This is a genomic window from Paenibacillus sp. FW101-FHT12H11, from assembly GCF_058790355.1.
Genome location: NZ_JBYTCO010000020.1, coordinates 1 through 14,664, shown reverse-complemented (window position 1 = coordinate 14,664; position 14,664 = coordinate 1). Strand labels below are relative to the sequence as shown.

General features: G+C 52.9%; 18 protein-coding genes. All 18 read left to right on the top strand.

What is annotated here, in order from left to right:
• Positions 1–19: 19 nt before the first annotated feature.
• The 18 genes from eutL (at position 20) to AC3WTJ_RS36500 (ending at position 14,306) form a co-directional block, all read left to right on the top strand.
• Positions 20–685: an ethanolamine utilization microcompartment protein EutL gene (gene eutL / locus AC3WTJ_RS36585; protein WP_492526598.1), complete on the top strand. Its 666-nt coding sequence runs from the start codon at positions 20–22 to the stop codon at positions 683–685.
• 16 nt (positions 686–701) lie between these two features.
• On the top strand, positions 702–1,220 hold the full coding sequence (locus AC3WTJ_RS36580) for a BMC domain-containing protein (RefSeq protein ID WP_492526596.1): 519 nt from the start codon (positions 702–704) through the stop codon (positions 1,218–1,220).
• Positions 1,217–2,725, top strand: coding sequence for an acetaldehyde dehydrogenase (acetylating) (locus tag AC3WTJ_RS36575; RefSeq protein WP_492526594.1), 1,509 nt, complete (start codon positions 1,217–1,219; stop codon positions 2,723–2,725). Before AC3WTJ_RS36580 ends, AC3WTJ_RS36575 begins: the two co-directional genes overlap by 4 nt.
• 26 nt (positions 2,726–2,751) lie before the next feature.
• Positions 2,752–3,039 carry a BMC domain-containing protein gene (locus AC3WTJ_RS36570; RefSeq protein WP_127455654.1) on the top strand — a complete coding sequence of 96 codons (288 nt, stop codon included), beginning with the start codon at positions 2,752–2,754 and terminating at the stop codon, positions 3,037–3,039.
• Positions 3,040–3,042: 3 nt separating this feature from the next.
• Complete coding sequence (gene pduL / locus AC3WTJ_RS36565; protein WP_492526592.1) at positions 3,043–3,804, top strand: phosphate propanoyltransferase; 762 nt, start codon at positions 3,043–3,045, stop codon at positions 3,802–3,804.
• Positions 3,805–4,656, top strand: a complete 852-nt coding sequence (locus tag AC3WTJ_RS36560; RefSeq protein ID WP_492526590.1) for a PT domain-containing protein — start codon at positions 3,805–3,807, stop codon at positions 4,654–4,656.
• A 6-nt stretch (positions 4,657–4,662) separates the two neighbouring features.
• Positions 4,663–4,971 (top strand): EutN/CcmL family microcompartment protein, encoded by a 309-nt coding sequence (locus tag AC3WTJ_RS36555; RefSeq protein ID WP_492526588.1) that lies wholly within the window; start codon positions 4,663–4,665, stop codon positions 4,969–4,971.
• Entirely contained in the window at positions 4,947–5,288 is a 342-nt protein-coding gene (locus tag AC3WTJ_RS36550) for a BMC domain-containing protein (protein WP_145668689.1), read from the top strand. The genes AC3WTJ_RS36555 and AC3WTJ_RS36550 overlap by 25 nt, the downstream gene beginning before the upstream one ends.
• Before the next feature lie 4 nt (positions 5,289–5,292).
• Positions 5,293–5,733: a EutP/PduV family microcompartment system protein gene (locus AC3WTJ_RS36545; protein WP_492526586.1), complete on the top strand. Its 441-nt coding sequence runs from the start codon at positions 5,293–5,295 to the stop codon at positions 5,731–5,733.
• Positions 5,734–5,757: 24 nt separating this feature from the next.
• Entirely contained in the window at positions 5,758–7,203 is a 1,446-nt protein-coding gene (locus AC3WTJ_RS36540; protein WP_492526584.1) for a sensor histidine kinase, read from the top strand.
• Positions 7,200–7,808, top strand: a complete 609-nt coding sequence (locus AC3WTJ_RS36535; RefSeq protein WP_492526582.1) for an ANTAR domain-containing response regulator — start codon at positions 7,200–7,202, stop codon at positions 7,806–7,808. Before AC3WTJ_RS36540 ends, AC3WTJ_RS36535 begins: the two co-directional genes overlap by 4 nt.
• The gene (locus AC3WTJ_RS36530) at positions 7,801–9,282 is read left to right on the top strand and encodes an ethanolamine ammonia-lyase reactivating factor EutA (RefSeq protein ID WP_492526580.1); all 1,482 of its coding nucleotides are present in this window, start codon (positions 7,801–7,803) and stop codon (positions 9,280–9,282) included. Before AC3WTJ_RS36535 ends, AC3WTJ_RS36530 begins: the two co-directional genes overlap by 8 nt.
• Positions 9,279–10,640 carry an ethanolamine ammonia-lyase subunit EutB gene (locus tag AC3WTJ_RS36525; RefSeq protein WP_492526578.1) on the top strand — a complete coding sequence of 454 codons (1,362 nt, stop codon included), beginning with the start codon at positions 9,279–9,281 and terminating at the stop codon, positions 10,638–10,640. Before AC3WTJ_RS36530 ends, AC3WTJ_RS36525 begins: the two co-directional genes overlap by 4 nt.
• Positions 10,641–10,653: 13 nt before the next feature.
• The gene (eutC, locus tag AC3WTJ_RS36520) at positions 10,654–11,520 is read left to right on the top strand and encodes an ethanolamine ammonia-lyase subunit EutC (protein ID WP_492526576.1); all 867 of its coding nucleotides are present in this window, start codon (positions 10,654–10,656) and stop codon (positions 11,518–11,520) included.
• Between the two features lie 24 nt (positions 11,521–11,544).
• On the top strand, positions 11,545–11,673 hold the full coding sequence (locus AC3WTJ_RS36515; protein WP_315955750.1) for a hypothetical protein: 129 nt from the start codon (positions 11,545–11,547) through the stop codon (positions 11,671–11,673).
• A gap of 45 nt (positions 11,674–11,718) precedes the next feature.
• Positions 11,719–13,242 (top strand): amino acid permease, encoded by a 1,524-nt coding sequence (locus tag AC3WTJ_RS36510; RefSeq protein WP_492526574.1) that lies wholly within the window; start codon positions 11,719–11,721, stop codon positions 13,240–13,242.
• A gap of 84 nt (positions 13,243–13,326) precedes the next feature.
• A complete protein-coding gene (locus AC3WTJ_RS36505; RefSeq protein ID WP_492526572.1) occupies positions 13,327–14,079 on the top strand; it encodes a YwmB family TATA-box binding protein in 753 nt (250 codons plus the stop codon).
• 14 nt (positions 14,080–14,093) lie between these two features.
• A complete protein-coding gene (locus AC3WTJ_RS36500; RefSeq protein WP_492526570.1) occupies positions 14,094–14,306 on the top strand; it encodes a hypothetical protein in 213 nt (70 codons plus the stop codon).
• Positions 14,307–14,664: the final 358 nt, after the last annotated feature.

Genomic DNA, 14,664 nt, shown 5'->3' with positions numbered 1-14,664 from the left:
AGGCGGAGAGGTGAAGGGAGTGCCCCCTAACGAGAAACCGATACGCGCCGTACCGCTCGCCGTCCGGATCATTCCGAACGTCGACGCCGGGCTCGCGCAGAAGCTGGAGCTGAAGCCGGGCATCCGCAGCCTCGGCTTGCTGACTTCAACCATCGATGATGTAGGTTACACCGCCATCGATGAAGCAACGAAGAACGCAGCGGTTGAGGTGGTATATGCCCGCTCGTTCTATGCCGGATCAGGGCACGCCTCGGGGCCGCTGTCCGGTGAATTCATCGGCATCATCGGCGGCGCCTCGCCGGACGAAGTGCGAAGCGGGCTGGATGCCGCTATACAAGTGATGGAGAGTGGCGCCTGCTTCTACGCGCTGAATGCCGACGCAACCCACGCGTACTATGCGCATGTAGTATCCCGCACAGGCTCGTATCTCTCCAAAGAAGCGGAGATCCGGGAAGGCGAGCCGCTTGCTTACTTAATTGCTCCTCCATTGGAAGCCGTCTACGCCATGGATGCCGCACTCAAAGCCGCCGATGTGCGTCTGTGCAAATTCTATGGTCCGCCGACGGAGACGAATTTTGCGGGCGGATTGCTGACAGGCAGTCAATCGGCCTGTATGGCAGCGGCTGAAGCATTTGCGGAGGCTGTCCGTAGCATCGCTAGAGAACCGAAGAAAATAGGCCAGTAAGAGGTAGGTGTCCGTAATGATTGAACAAAAGCTAGCCTTGGGCATGATCGAAACCTACGGCTTGCCGGCATTAATTGCCGCCGCAGACGCTGCAGCAAAAACGGCGGATGTAAAGGTCACGATGTATGAGAAGGTGGATGCCGGCATCGTAACGGTTTATATCTGGGGCGATGTGGCAGCAGTCAAAGCGGCTGTAGATGCGGGGGCTGATGAGGCGAAGCGGGTCGGCAAGCTGCTCGGCACACAGGTGATCCCGCGTCCGGATCCTTCGGTCTACTTGATGCTGCAGAGCGTCCAAGAGCGGGAGCAGCCCAAAGTCCCTGAACAACCAGAAGCACCCAAGCCAAAAGAGCATGAAGAGCCTCCTGCAACTGCACCGAACTGGAGCAAAATGTCCGTCGCCCAACTCAGAGAGCTCGCCCAAAGCATGCCAAAATTCCCGCTGGCCGGACGAGATATTCAGCTGGTTAGCAAAGCGGAGCTAGTCCGGCTTTTCTCGGAGCTGTCCGCTGAAGAAGGAGAGCGGCCGACATGAAGCTGGACAGCGATTTGCAAGCGCTCCAGGAGGTTCGCAATTACCTGCAAGAGGCCAAGGCCGCTCAGAAATTCCTGGAAAAAATGACGCAGCCACAAATTGATGCGATCGTATCGGCCATGGCCGAAGCGGCGGAGCAGCAGGCTGAGCGGCTTGGCGCTATGGCCGTCCACGAGACCGGCTTTGGGAAAGTCGCCGATAAAAAGGCGAAGAATCTGTTCGTCGCGAGGGACATCTATGCGGCGATAAAGGACATGCAAACGGTGGGGATCATCCGCAAGGACAACACAAGACAGGTCTGGGAAATCGCCCAACCTGTCGGCACCATTGCGGCCATCATTCCCTCAACGAACCCGACTTCGACGGTGCTGTTCAAATGTATGATCGCGCTGAAAGCACGCAACGCGATCGTCATCTCCCCGCATCCTTCGGCGTTTCGCTGCTCGCAAGAGTCAGCCGCCGTCATGCGGGATGCGGCAGAGCGTGCGGGAGCTCCGCCGGGGCTTATTCATTGCCTTTCGCATCCTACTTTGGAGGCGAGCGGGGAGCTGATGCGGCATAAGCTGACGGATCTCATCTTGGCCACAGGCGGAACCGCCATGGTGAAGGCCGCCTACAGCTCCGGCAAACCCGCCTATGGTGTCGGGCCCGGCAATGTGCCGGTGTACATCCACCGGAGTGCGAACATCCCAAGCGCGGTGAACCATATTTTGCATAGTAAAACGTTTGACTACGGCACGATCTGCGCTTCCGAGCAAGCGCTTGTTGTGGATCAAGCCATTAAGCCGTACCTCATCCAAGAATTACAACGTCGTAACGCCTATTTCCTCAATAAGCACGAAAAGCAGAAAATCGCCTCTATCCTGATGACCACGAAAGGGATGAATCCGCAAATTGTTGGCCAATCACCACAGGCCATAGCAGGCAAAGCCGGCATCGACGTCCCGGATAGCGCGCAGATATTAATCGCAGAAGAGACGGAAGTTGGGCACGATTACCCTTTTTCCATGGAGAAGCTTTGCCCTGTGCTTGCCTTATTTACGGTGGACGACTGGCAGGAGGGCTGCCAAAAGTGCATTCAGCTGTTAACGCTCGGTGGCTTAGGACATACGCTCGGCATTCACGCTGAGGACCAGGCGATTATTGAAGCTTTCGGGTTGGAAAAGCCGGCATCACGCATTGTCGTTAACACGGGAACAACGTTCGGTGGTATCGGTGCTACGACAGGAATCTTCCCCTCCATGACACTGGGCTGCGGGACGTTTGGCAATAACATCACCTCGGACAACATTGGGCCGCAGCATTTGCTGAACATCAAGCGGGTTGCCTTCGGCATAAAGGAAATGCCTCAGCCTGAGGAGCCTGTGGCGACGAATTCCGACGACTCTAGTCAAATCGCCAGCCAAGTGGCGGACAGACTAATCAAGACGAATCAGCTCGGCATTACGCGTGAGGAAGTTGCTCAGATTATCAGAAAGGTCCTTACGGATATGCAATTATCTTAATCCCATCATCCAAGGAGGAGATTGCAATGGCAGGTGAATTGGCCGCATTAGGTTTAGTGGAAACGAAAGGCTTGGTAGGTTCAATTGAAGCGGCGGATGCGATGGTGAAGGCGGCGAATGTCAGGCTGGTCGGGAAAGTGCATGTTGGCGGCGGGCTAGTGACAGTGATGGTCAGGGGAGATGTCGGTGCTGTCAAAGCAGCCACAGATGCAGGCGCAGCAGCTGCGGAGAAGGTAGGAGAGCTGGTTTCGGTGCATGTGATCCCCCGTCCGCACTCCGACATTGAGTTCATTCTTCCTAAGCTTGAAGGGTAAAAGATGGCGCTCATTACGGAAACGTATCTGCGCGCACAGCTGATCAAAGGTTTGGCGAATCCGTTTCCCGTTACAGAGGGGGATAAGCTGACCCCCGCAGCGGCCGATTTCTTGAAGGAGCGAGGAATTCGTTTACAGCGTGTGGCTTCTGCGCCATCCGGCACCCTGCCGCCGAACTTCCTACCTGTCGGCGTCTCCAACCGGCATGTACACCTCGCACCTCATCATATCGATATGCTTTTCGGCAACGGTTACCAGCTGACACCTTTGCGCGAGCTGTCCCAGAAGGGGCAATTCGCCGCCATCGAAACAGTGACACTCAAAGGCTCGCACGGCAGCCTGTCTAACGTCCGCATTTTGGGACCCTCACGTGGTGCGACCCAAGTGGAAATCTCGCGCACAGACGGATTCGAGCTTGGCGTTCATCCACCGATTCGCCTTTCCGGCGATCTTGTAGGCACACCGGGGATCACGCTGGTTGGCACAACGGGAACCCTCACCTTAACCGAAGGGCTGATCATCGCCAAAAATCACGTACATGCCTCCCCGGTGGAAGCCCAGACCTTGCGCCTAAACCACGGGGACCGCATACACGTGCAAGCAATGGGGGAGCGCTCCATCATTTTTGCCGATGTGATCGTGAGGGTGAGCCCGCAGTATTCGCTGGATTTCCATATCGACCGTGATGAGGCGAATGCAGCCCACTTAACGACAGGGGACACAGTCCAGATCATCCCTAGGAATGCAGAAAGGAGGTTGCGCTAGTTGGAGATCAAGCAAATGGTCGAAGCGATCGTTCGTGAGATTTTGAACCAGCAGGCCAAGAGGCCGAAGGTGCTTTATCTGTTTTACGACAGCACGGCGCATGAAGCTTTCACCGATCATTTTATAGCATTAAATATTCACGGCATTGACCATGATCTGATGTTCCTGGACGGCGAAGCCTCCTGTTGGCTCGGTAAGCACAAAATCGAATGCGCCGGCCGAGGCCAGACCATTGCTTCTGACGAATTCGCTCCAGCTCCCATAGAGGTGCCTCTTGCGTACGAAGGCATCGTGATTCCGGAAATCGATCTGGATAGTGCGGCGAGAGCAGCCCTCGGCATGAAAGGGACGATCGTCTCGGAGATCATTTTTTCTACGCTAGTTCAAAATAAATTCGTCCTCATCGGTGAGGATATCTCAGGATTGAAAAAGGCGGACCGCCGGACGCTTCAAACGCTGATGCTGCCCACCCCGTATCGCAATCTTTTTGATTATTACAAAATGGAGCTCCAAATGTATGGCGTCGAATTCGCCCCCAGTAAACAGCTTGCCGAGAAAGCCGTGAGCAAAATTCGCTCTGAAATTCTTGAAGCTCCAGAATCTTCTGCCCCATCCGAACCCACATCCGAACCCACATCCGAACCCACATCCGAACCCACATCTGCACACGAACCCGAACCCGAAGCCATCGTATACGAAGGAAAACTGGTCTCCGCAGAATGGATCCAACGGGAGCTAAGAAATCGTCCCATTCGCTCCTTGAAAATCGGCAGAAAAACAATCATTTCCGCTCTAGCGCAAGACATGCTGAAGGATAGAGGCATCCAGATCGAATATATGGCCGAAAGGTGAGGTCCTATGTTTTACGGGAAAGTCATTGGCAGTGTATGGGCTACGCAAAAGGAAACAGGCATGGACAATTTAAAGCTGCTCGTCATCCAACCGATGGATTTCAAAGACAGCGAAGCGGGTACGCCGATTATCGCCGCAGACCGCATTGGAGCAGGTGTTGGCGAACGTGTGATCGTATCTAGGGGAAGCCCGGCCCGAACCTTGTTCAAGGATAAAATGGTGCCCATCGATGCGATGATCGTTGGCATTGTCGATAGCTTCGAGGTCGCGAAGGAGGCCGAGGAGGAAGCATGGAAGAGCACAAACAAAGAGTGATTCAGGAATATGTCCCCGGCAAGCAGCTGACACTGGCTCATGTCATTGCCAATCCGGACCCGGTTTTGTATACGAAACTTGGCATCGAGGAGCGCAGTGCGATTGGCATTCTTACGTTGACACCAACCGAGACAGCCATCATCGCTGCGGACATTGCGACCAAAGCAGCCGACGTCGGCATCGGCTATTTGGACCGATTCACCGGTTCGCTGGTGCTCACGGGAGAAGTCGCTGCTGTGGAGATGGCGATTGCGGCTGTGAATGTGTTTTTGCTCGAAAAGTTGAAATTCTCGACGGCACCGATCACGAGGTCATAACGCGATGAAAAAAGTGATGATCATCGGTGCCGTCGGCGCAGGCAAATCAACGCTGATCAAAGCCTTATTCGGGGAGGCCCAGCCCGCATCCAAAACACAAAGCCTCATCTACCGTGACTGGGTGATCGATACTCCCGGCGAGTACAGCGAGAATCCGCTGTATTACCGCTCGTTAATGGCGACCTCGCATGAGGCCGCCGCCGTTCTGCTGGTTCAGGATGCTACGCGGGACAGGAACTATTTTCCCCCTGGATTTGAACAAGGTTTTGCCGTGCCGGCTTTAGGGGCTGTGACCAAGATCGATCACCCCCAGGCAGATATCGATCATGCGATAGAACTTCTGAGGCAGGCGCTGCCGGAAGGCGAAATCTTTCTGACATCCGCTGCGTCAAACGAAGGCATTACCAAGTTAAAAGATAAGCTTATGCAAATCGTACACTCTTGATCCTAAAGTGAAGAGGGATGCACCATGGCGTCCATAATGGAATTGTGCAGGAAGTATACGCTTTTGAGCATAGAAGAAACCCAAACCATCCAAGAGATGGCGGATCATCTCCAACTATTTGCCAATGTATCCGAATCCGATGTCTTTATAGACTGCCCACTCCCTGACAAAGGGATGGCGCTAGTCGTAGCGGAGGCGCGTCCCTCCAAAGGCTCTTCCTTGTACAAGACATCAGTCGTAGGTCAGTACGCTTTTGTGCAAAATGAGCCCGCCGTCATGTTCTGCCTGCTTTCCGGCCAATCCGTGATCGGCTCGCGCGGCATTTCGCAGGAGCAGATTGCCATCCAGCAAAATGTCGTGCCGATTCGGTCCAGAACCGGCCAGGTTATCGGGGCACTCATCATGGAGAAGGACATTACGGAGAAGCTTGAGCAGGAGAAGAATGTGACCCGATTGATGGAGACAACGGAACAGCTGAGCGAAACGCTGCTTAGCGTGGCCATGTCGCAGGGCAGCATGCAGTCGCTGATGCATGAAGGCGTCATTGTTTTTGATGACAAGGAGCGGGTCACCTACACGAATCCGCGTGCGCTCGACATGCTGAAGGAAATCGGTCATACAGCTGAGGCTGCTAACGGCTCCCTGATCACCCAGTTATTTTACGGGAAATTGACGGTACTTGGCCGCTCAGGCCTCATCCAGCAGGAATTGCAAATCGGGCATGTGACCTTCGAGCTCAAAGCTATGTCCATTTACCGGGATCAGCGGGAGGTAGGCGGGATTATTTTACTGCGCGATATTTCGGATATGAAAGAGAAGGAAAAGCAGTTGATCATCAAGTCCGCCGTCATCAAGGAGATTCACCATCGTGTGAAAAATAATTTGCAAACCGTTTCCAGCTTGCTCCGCCTGCAGATGCGAAGAACGAAACACGAAGAGGTCGTGAGGGTGTATCGCGACAGCATCAACCGTATTAATTCGATTGCTGTCATTCACGAAATGCTTGCGTTCGAAGGACTGGAGACGATCCATTTTAACGAGGTTGTGGACCGCATCATTAAGAACATTATTTCCTCCTCGTCCAAACCGGATCAGACCATCGTCCCGGTTATTTCCGGGGATGAGCTCATCTTACAATCCGATGCCGCTACGACGCTTGCGCTTGTTGTGAATGAACTGGTGCAGAACTGCGTACTGCATGCTTTTGGAGAACGGCGTACCGGACATATTGAAGTTTCTCTGCAGCACCAAGACAGCTTTGCCCGGGTTCGGGTGTCGGATAACGGCGTCGGCTTCAAAGCGGCGAATCACTCCGAGCGAAAAGGCCATCTCGGCTTGAAGATCACGGAGACATTAGTAGAAGAAAATCTCGGCGGCGTGCTGGATATCATGACGGATGAGCGAGGAACCGAAGTGCAGCTTACATTTCCAATAGCGAGAACGCAGCCAAAGGAGGACGAAATGCCATGAAAAATGCCATCGTCGTCGTCGATGATGATCCGATCATCCGTATGGATATCCGTGAAATGCTGGAGGAGGGCGGCTACCTCGTCGCAGGCGAAGCCAAAAATGGTGAGGAAGCGATAGAGCTCATAGCTCGCGTGAAGCCGGATTTGGCGATTATGGATATTAAAATGCCCGTCATGAACGGCATCAAGGCGTCTCATATTATCCGCAAGCTGCAGCAGGATACGTCGGTGTTGCTTTTGACGGCTTACAGCCAGAAGGAGCTGGTGAAGGATGCACGCGAAGCGGGGGTGGCTGCTTTTTTAGTCAAACCGGTGTCGGAGGAAGACTTGCTGCCAGCTGTCGAGATTGCCTTGAGCCAGAAGGAGAAGATGGACTCGCTAAAACAGGACATCAAGCTTCTCAAGCAATCCATTGAGGAACGGAAAAACATCGAAAAAGCGAAAGGGCTTGTCATGCAGAAGCACGCTTTGAGTGAGGAGAAGGCTTACGCCAAAATGCGCGAAGTGAGCATGGCGACTAGCATCCCCCTCTCGAAGCTGGCGGCAGATATTCTGCGGGATGGAGCTGAGGCCTTAGCAGGTGCGGGTGAGCGAACACATGGCTGACCAATGGATTACGAGTGTTGGACTCGATATCGGAACAAGTACGACGAAGATGGTTATTTCCCGGTTGAAAATCGTGCGCTCCTCCGGCGTGCTCAGCCTGCCGCGCTTCCAGATTGCGGACCGGGAGCTGCTGTACGCGAGTCCGATTTATAGCACTCCGCTACTCAGCAGCGATGAGATCCACGCCGAGCGTATTTGGGCCATCGTGGCTCAGGAGTACGAGCAGGCCGGCATCCTGCCAGCGGATATCAAATCCGGCGCCGTCATTATTACCGGTGAGACGGCGAACAAAACAAACGCGCAGCACATCCTCCATCTGCTCGCAGAACGAGCGGGCGATTTCGTTGTCGCGACAGCCGGCGCTGATCTCGAAGGGCTGCTCGCCGGCAAAGGCGCCGGCGCGGAGCAGCGCTCCTGGCAGCTTCGAGGCGCAGTCGCCAACATCGATATCGGCGGCGGTACGGCCAATGCCGCGATTTTTCATCGCGGCAAGCTGCTCGGCACGGTCGCCTTTCATGTCGGCGGCAGGCTAATACGGATCGACTCGACTGGTACGATCCTTGAGGTGTCGCCGTCGCTGCGCCCTTGGCTGCAGGAGGCCGGCTACACCGTTCAGCCGGGCGACCGGCTAAGCCTGCCGCAGCTGAACGAGATCTGCACAGCCATGTGCCGCTGCATCATGGACTATTTAAGCGGTCGCGGTTCGTGCGCGGAGCTAACGGCCTTAATAATCGGAACGCCGTTACCTGCCATCCCCTCTATAGAAGAGTGGATGGTCTCCGGCGGCGTAGGCCAACTGATGGCAGAGACAATGCCGTCCCGCAGCTTGGAGGAAGCTGCCGCATACCAGGATATCGGCCTGCTGCTTGCCCATGCCTGGAAAGATCTGGCCGCTGGCTACCCCGCTCGCCAGATTCAAGCGGATCAGACGGTCAGAGCGACCGTCATCGGCGCCGGCATGCAGAGCACGGAGATCAGCGGTGCGACGGTGCACTTGGATGCTTCGCTGCTGCCGATCCGTAATTTGCCCGTGCTCAAGCTGGACCTATCGCCGCAGCTGCTAGTCCAGGGCAGTGCGCTTGCGGACCGGTTTGACGCTCTCATGCAAGATGGCGCAAGCTTATTCGCTCTTGATCGTTCGCCTCCGTTTGGACTCGCGTTGTCTGGGACGCACCACTTAACCTATCCAACCCTTCAATACATAGCCGATAAACTGTATCTGAGTTTTATTCATCATTTTCCTCACAGCGAGGCGATGGTCGTCATTTGTGAAACGGACATCGCCAAAGCGCTCGGCCAATCCCTCTCGAGACGCTGCGCGCAGCGTCCGAAAGTCATATGCATCGATCAAATCCGTGTGGAGTACGGGGATTATATCGATTTGGGCGAGCCGATTTCCGGTATCATGATTCCCGTAGTGGTCAAAACATTGGCCTTTCAAGGCCAGGGAAGAGGGGAGGAGAACGGCCGGTGAATTTGAAAACGACGCTGCTCGGCAAAACGTTTCAATTCAAAGATTTGAAGGAAGTGATGGCCAAAGCGAATGAGGAGAAGTCAGGCGACCAGCTCGCGGGCATTTCCGCGCAGGATGCGAAGGAGCGAATCGCCGCCAAAGAGGTGCTTGCCGATTTGACGCTGGCAGATATCCGGAACCATCCCCTGCTGCCTCCGGAGACCGATGAAGTTTCTCGAGTCATCGAGCATGCTTTGAATGAGAAGATCTATGCCGAGGTGCGGAATTGGACGGTGGCTGAGCTGCGGGAGTATTTGCTGCGTCAGGAGACAGGGAACCCCGAGATTCGCCGGCTTTCCCGAGGCCTAACGAGCGAGATGGTAGCGGCCGCCGCCAAGCTGATGACCAATCTGGATCTGGTGCAGGCCGCGTCCAAGATGGAGGTCACCAGCCATTGCAACATCACGATCGGTCAAAAAGGCGTGCTCGCCGGGAGGGCGCAGCCCAATCACCCTACGGATAATATTCAAGGCATAAAAGCAGCGCTTTTTGAAGCATTAAGCTACGGGATCGGCGATGCGGTAATCGGCATTAATCCCGTGATTGATTCCGCAGATAGCGTGAAGCGCATTTTGCAGATGACCAAGGCGGTCATGGAGAAATGGCAGATCCCTACGCAGAACTGCGTCTTGGCGCATATCAAAACGCAGATGCGCGCTATTCGGCAAGGAGCGCCTGCGGATATGGTGTTCCAAAGCTTGGCGGGAACGGAAGACGGCAATAAAGCTTTTGGCATCGATGTCGCTCTGCTGGATGAAGCGGATGAACTGATCACGCGGGAGGGGACAGGGACGGGGCCGAATCTGTGGTATTTTGAAACGGGCCAGGGCTCTGAGCTATCAGCGGAAGCGCATCATGGCATCGATCAGGTCACGCTGGAGTCGCGCTGTTACGGGCTTGCCCGCAAGTATAAGCCGTTTATTGTCAACACGGTGGTTGGCTTCATCGGGCCCGAGTATTTATATGACAGCAAACAGGTCATTCGCGCCGGGTTGGAGGATCATTTCATGGGTAAGCTGCAGGGGCTGCCGATGGGGGTGGATGTTTGCTATACCAACCATATGAAGGCGGATCAGAATGATATGGACAATTTGGCTGTGCTGCTTTCCGCCGCAGGCGTTAACTATTTGATCGGAGTCGCCATGGCGGACGATTGCATGCTCAATTATCAGTCGACCAGCTATCACGATATCGCTACTTTGCGGGAATTAATGAGACTGCGACCGGCTCCTGCTTTTGAACAATGGCTGGTTCGAATGGGCCTTATGGACAACGGCCGGCTAACGCCGCTTGCGGGGGACCCGAGCCTATTCATGTGAAGGAGGTGTAGCGATGAACCAAGCTGTCCCTATCGATGCGCTAGTGGATCTGGTGATGGCAGAGCTGGAGAAGAAGCTGTCCGTTACTGTTTCAAAAGAAGAAGAGCCCTCGCCGACCGATCAGCCAGATCCCGATATGCCGTCAGAGGAAGAGCCGCAGTCGCAGGTTCCTAGTCCCAAATGGGGGGAAGGGATGAACGAACTGCTCGCCAGTACTCCTTCGCGAATTGGCGTTTGGCGGACCGGAACGCGGGCATTAACCAAAGAAGTGCTGAAATTTCGCCGTGACCATGCGGCTGCTGTCGATTCCATTTATGGCGAAGCAAGTCAATCGCTTTTGGACCAATTCGGCTTATTTGTCGTGGAAACGCGTTATGAGAATACAGAAAACTACCTGAAGCGCCCCGACATGGGACGTATTGTTACCGAAGAGGGAATCGCTCTTATCCAGCAAAAATGCAGCAAGCATCCTCAAGTGCAGATTGTTGTGTCGGATGGGCTTAGCGCCAACGCGGTAGATGCCAATCTGGCCGATGTCTATCCCTCGCTTCTTGACTCGTTGGCGGCTTATAAGTTATCCACAGGCACTCCGTTTTTTGTGCGAGGCGGGCGGGTTGCCGTGATGGATCACATCGGGGAAATCTTGCAGCCGGATGTGCTTGTGCTTTTGATCGGAGAACGTCCTGGGCTGGTTTCGTCCAAATCATTGAGTGCCTACATCTGTTACAAACCGAGAAAAGGCACGGTAGAAAGCGACCGCACGGTTATATCCAATATTCATCGCGGAGGCACACCTCCTTTGGAGGGCGGCGCACATATCGGGACCATTGTACAAAAAATGCTCGAACAAAAAACGAGCGGAGTTAACCTGGAAATCTGATTTCAGTGAAGGAGGTGGGGCGGAATGGGACTGGCGATTGGCATCGTCATCGTTGTCATCACATGTTTGTTTGCTGGTTGGATCGTTAGCGTTGCGAACAAGAGCATTCGGGAATTCGATGAAAGCAAGCACGAAAGCTTTTTGGGGAAATGAGACTTGGCTGCACAAATCGTTGTGAATGGATGAGGAGGAGTAGAGATGAGCGTATCTTCCAATCATCAGGACAAAGACAAAAGTGATTTGAACAAGTTCGGCTATGCCCAGGAGCTGCTGCGCAGTATGGGCGGATTTTCCAACTTTGCGATCTCATTCTCCATCATTTCCATTTTGACTGGCGCTGTATCCTTATATGGCCATGGATTAACCTATGGCGGATCGGGCATGATGGGCTTCGGCTGGCCGATCGTCGCGTTTTTTGTGATGTGCGTTGCGGCGGTGATGGCTGAGCTGGCTTCGGCCATTCCGACGGCAGGCGCCTTATACCACTGGGCTGCGATCCTCAAAAACAAACGCTGGGGCTGGTACACCGCCTGGATCAACCTCATTGGCCAAATCGGCATCGTCGCTGGCATCGATTATTCCGTTGCGCTCTTCGCTGACCCTCTAATTGCGAGTGTCTTCGGCTATGAATCGAACAATACAACCGTGTTGGTTTGCTTCTCGGTCATTTTGCTCACGCATGGGATTCTCAACCACATCGGCATTCGGATCGTTGCGAAGCTGAACGACTTCTCCGCCTGGTATCACATCGCTGTCGTGGCGGTGCTGGTCCTGTCTCTAGCCTTTTTCACCAAAGGCAGCCTAAACCCGGTCTCGTACCTGTTTCATGTAGGCGAAACCTTCTCTGACAAACCTTATATGTTTGCATTTTTGATCGGACTTTTGCAGGCACAGTGGACGTTTACGGGTTATGACGCTTCGGCGCATACCATTGAAGAGACGATTAATCCGCGTGTGCGCGCGCCTTGGGGCATTTTCACCTCCGTCGCCTATTCATTTGTCATTGGTTTTATTATGCTTGCTTTTGTCACTCTGTCCATCAAGGATGCTAGCGCTGCTGCTGGTTCCAGCAATGCGTTCATCTATGTGATCAGCGAAGCGCTTGGCGGCACGTTCGGTTCCGTCATTTTGTGGCTGGTCACCGCTGCGATGTGGTTCTGCGGACTTGCGTCCATCACTTCTTTTTCCCGCATGATGTATGCTTTTTCAAGGGATAAAGGGATGCCGTTAAGCTCGCAGTGGGCGCAAATTTCAAAAAAATACCGGACCCCGGCCAAAGCCATCTGGCTGGCCATCATCCTCTCCTTCCTGCTTGCTTTCATCGACTATCTCATCAAAATGGTGAACCCGGATGCCACATATACAACGATAGCGTTTCTAACGGCGGTTAGTGTTGTTGGTCTTTATGTCGCCTATGGCATTCCGATTTACTTGAAGCTTCGGGCCAAAGCCGAAGGAAGATTTCAAGATAAGCATCTTGGTCCCTGGAATCTCGGAAAATATAGCAATGCGATCTCCATTGTCGCGCTGCTCTGGATTATTTTTATTTGCGTCATCATGGTTATCCCGCCGAACCAAATGGCCGGTTATGCCGTAGCGGGAATGCTCATTCTCTTGGTTATCATGGATTTGTCCTACTATAACAAGCACTTCCCTGGCCCTCAGGCTGCGCTTAACAAGTCTATGGAGGAGATTTTGCGCCGGGAAAAAGAGCTGGAGTAGTCTCCGCTTATTGGTTTAGCATTTGATAGATTTGGGCATCCTTTTACTAGAGTTGAAGATTCTAGTGAAGAGGTGCCTTTTTATATGCAGAAAAATTGGGTTAACGCCATTATTGCTCTTTCTATTATCGGCCTTATTTTTGGCTGGGTTCGTCATGCAGATGCTCGCAGCGGGCAAGAGGCGCTTCAACTTTTGAACACGGTAAAACCGTACATGGTGAATGAGCAGCATATCACTTTTAAATATACGGGCTATTACGGAACTTGCGCTGGTAGCGATCTCAACATCCTGCAAACCGGTAAAAAACTTTCTCAAGCCTTCGATATCCCGAAAAAAGAACAATTGGGTGAGTCCAATTCTCATGCTGTGTACACTGCGAGTATGGAGATTGCTCCCGGTACGGTCGTTACTTTAACAGTTGCTAGTCCAGCTGGGTCAAACGGCTGCTACACCGTCCTCAAACTAGATGCATCTGAACAAGCGGATCAATCTGAACTTATGAATTGGCAGGAGCAAGCGGGCGATCAATTAAAGAAACTAGGCATCCAAGGACAATGGAATGTGATGGTGCAAGGTTATGTGAACGAACAGGTAGTATACGGGAAAAATAGTGCCAACGAGGTTATTCAAGCGGTAGCGCAGTCTTTTAAAGGGAAAACGGTAGAGAGCTATAGCGATTCGAAGACGATTAGCTTGTCATTGGCTTCTGATGCGTTTCAAACTTCCATCCAAAGCGGAAATCAAACCGTGAATTTGCAGCTTGCTCTGCATCAGGAATCAACTTCAGGCAAATGGCGCCTGACTGCGGGTACACCAATTATCACGATGGAATACTAAAAGGGGTGAGAGAGATGTTAACGATTATGAAGCCGGTCATCCCGGGTGTGATTGCCGAATCCATTGAAAGCTTGCGACGGGAGGGATGGGAAGACGATGATTTCTTCAACTTTCCCAAGTATGATGACGAATCGACGGAGGCTCGTATTCTGTTCCATTATTTTCGAAATAATCGCGTAACGTTCGCCGCGGCGATCATCAACAGCTATACCGTTTATGATGGATAAAAGATGACATTCACACTTGCTTGAAAGGGCAGGTGTTTCTTTGTTTTAGAAAATGAAAAAAAGAGTTGCAATCCACTTGTCGGACATGTTATATTGTCATTCCGGCCGCAAGAAAGCCGCGAAATAAGCGTGTCAAAGCAGCTCGAAAAAAGATTTTAAAAAAGAGTTGCACAATGAAAAATAGTATGGTATATTACTTTTCGCTGCTTCGGTAACACGGCAGTGAACGAAAGAAATTGATCTTTGAAAACTGAACAACGAGTGAGTAAGCACAGTCGAGTAATCGACTATAAATGAGATGAATAATCTCGCTAGCAAGTCAATGAGCTATTCAGCTTTCAAATAAGGACGAGCAATC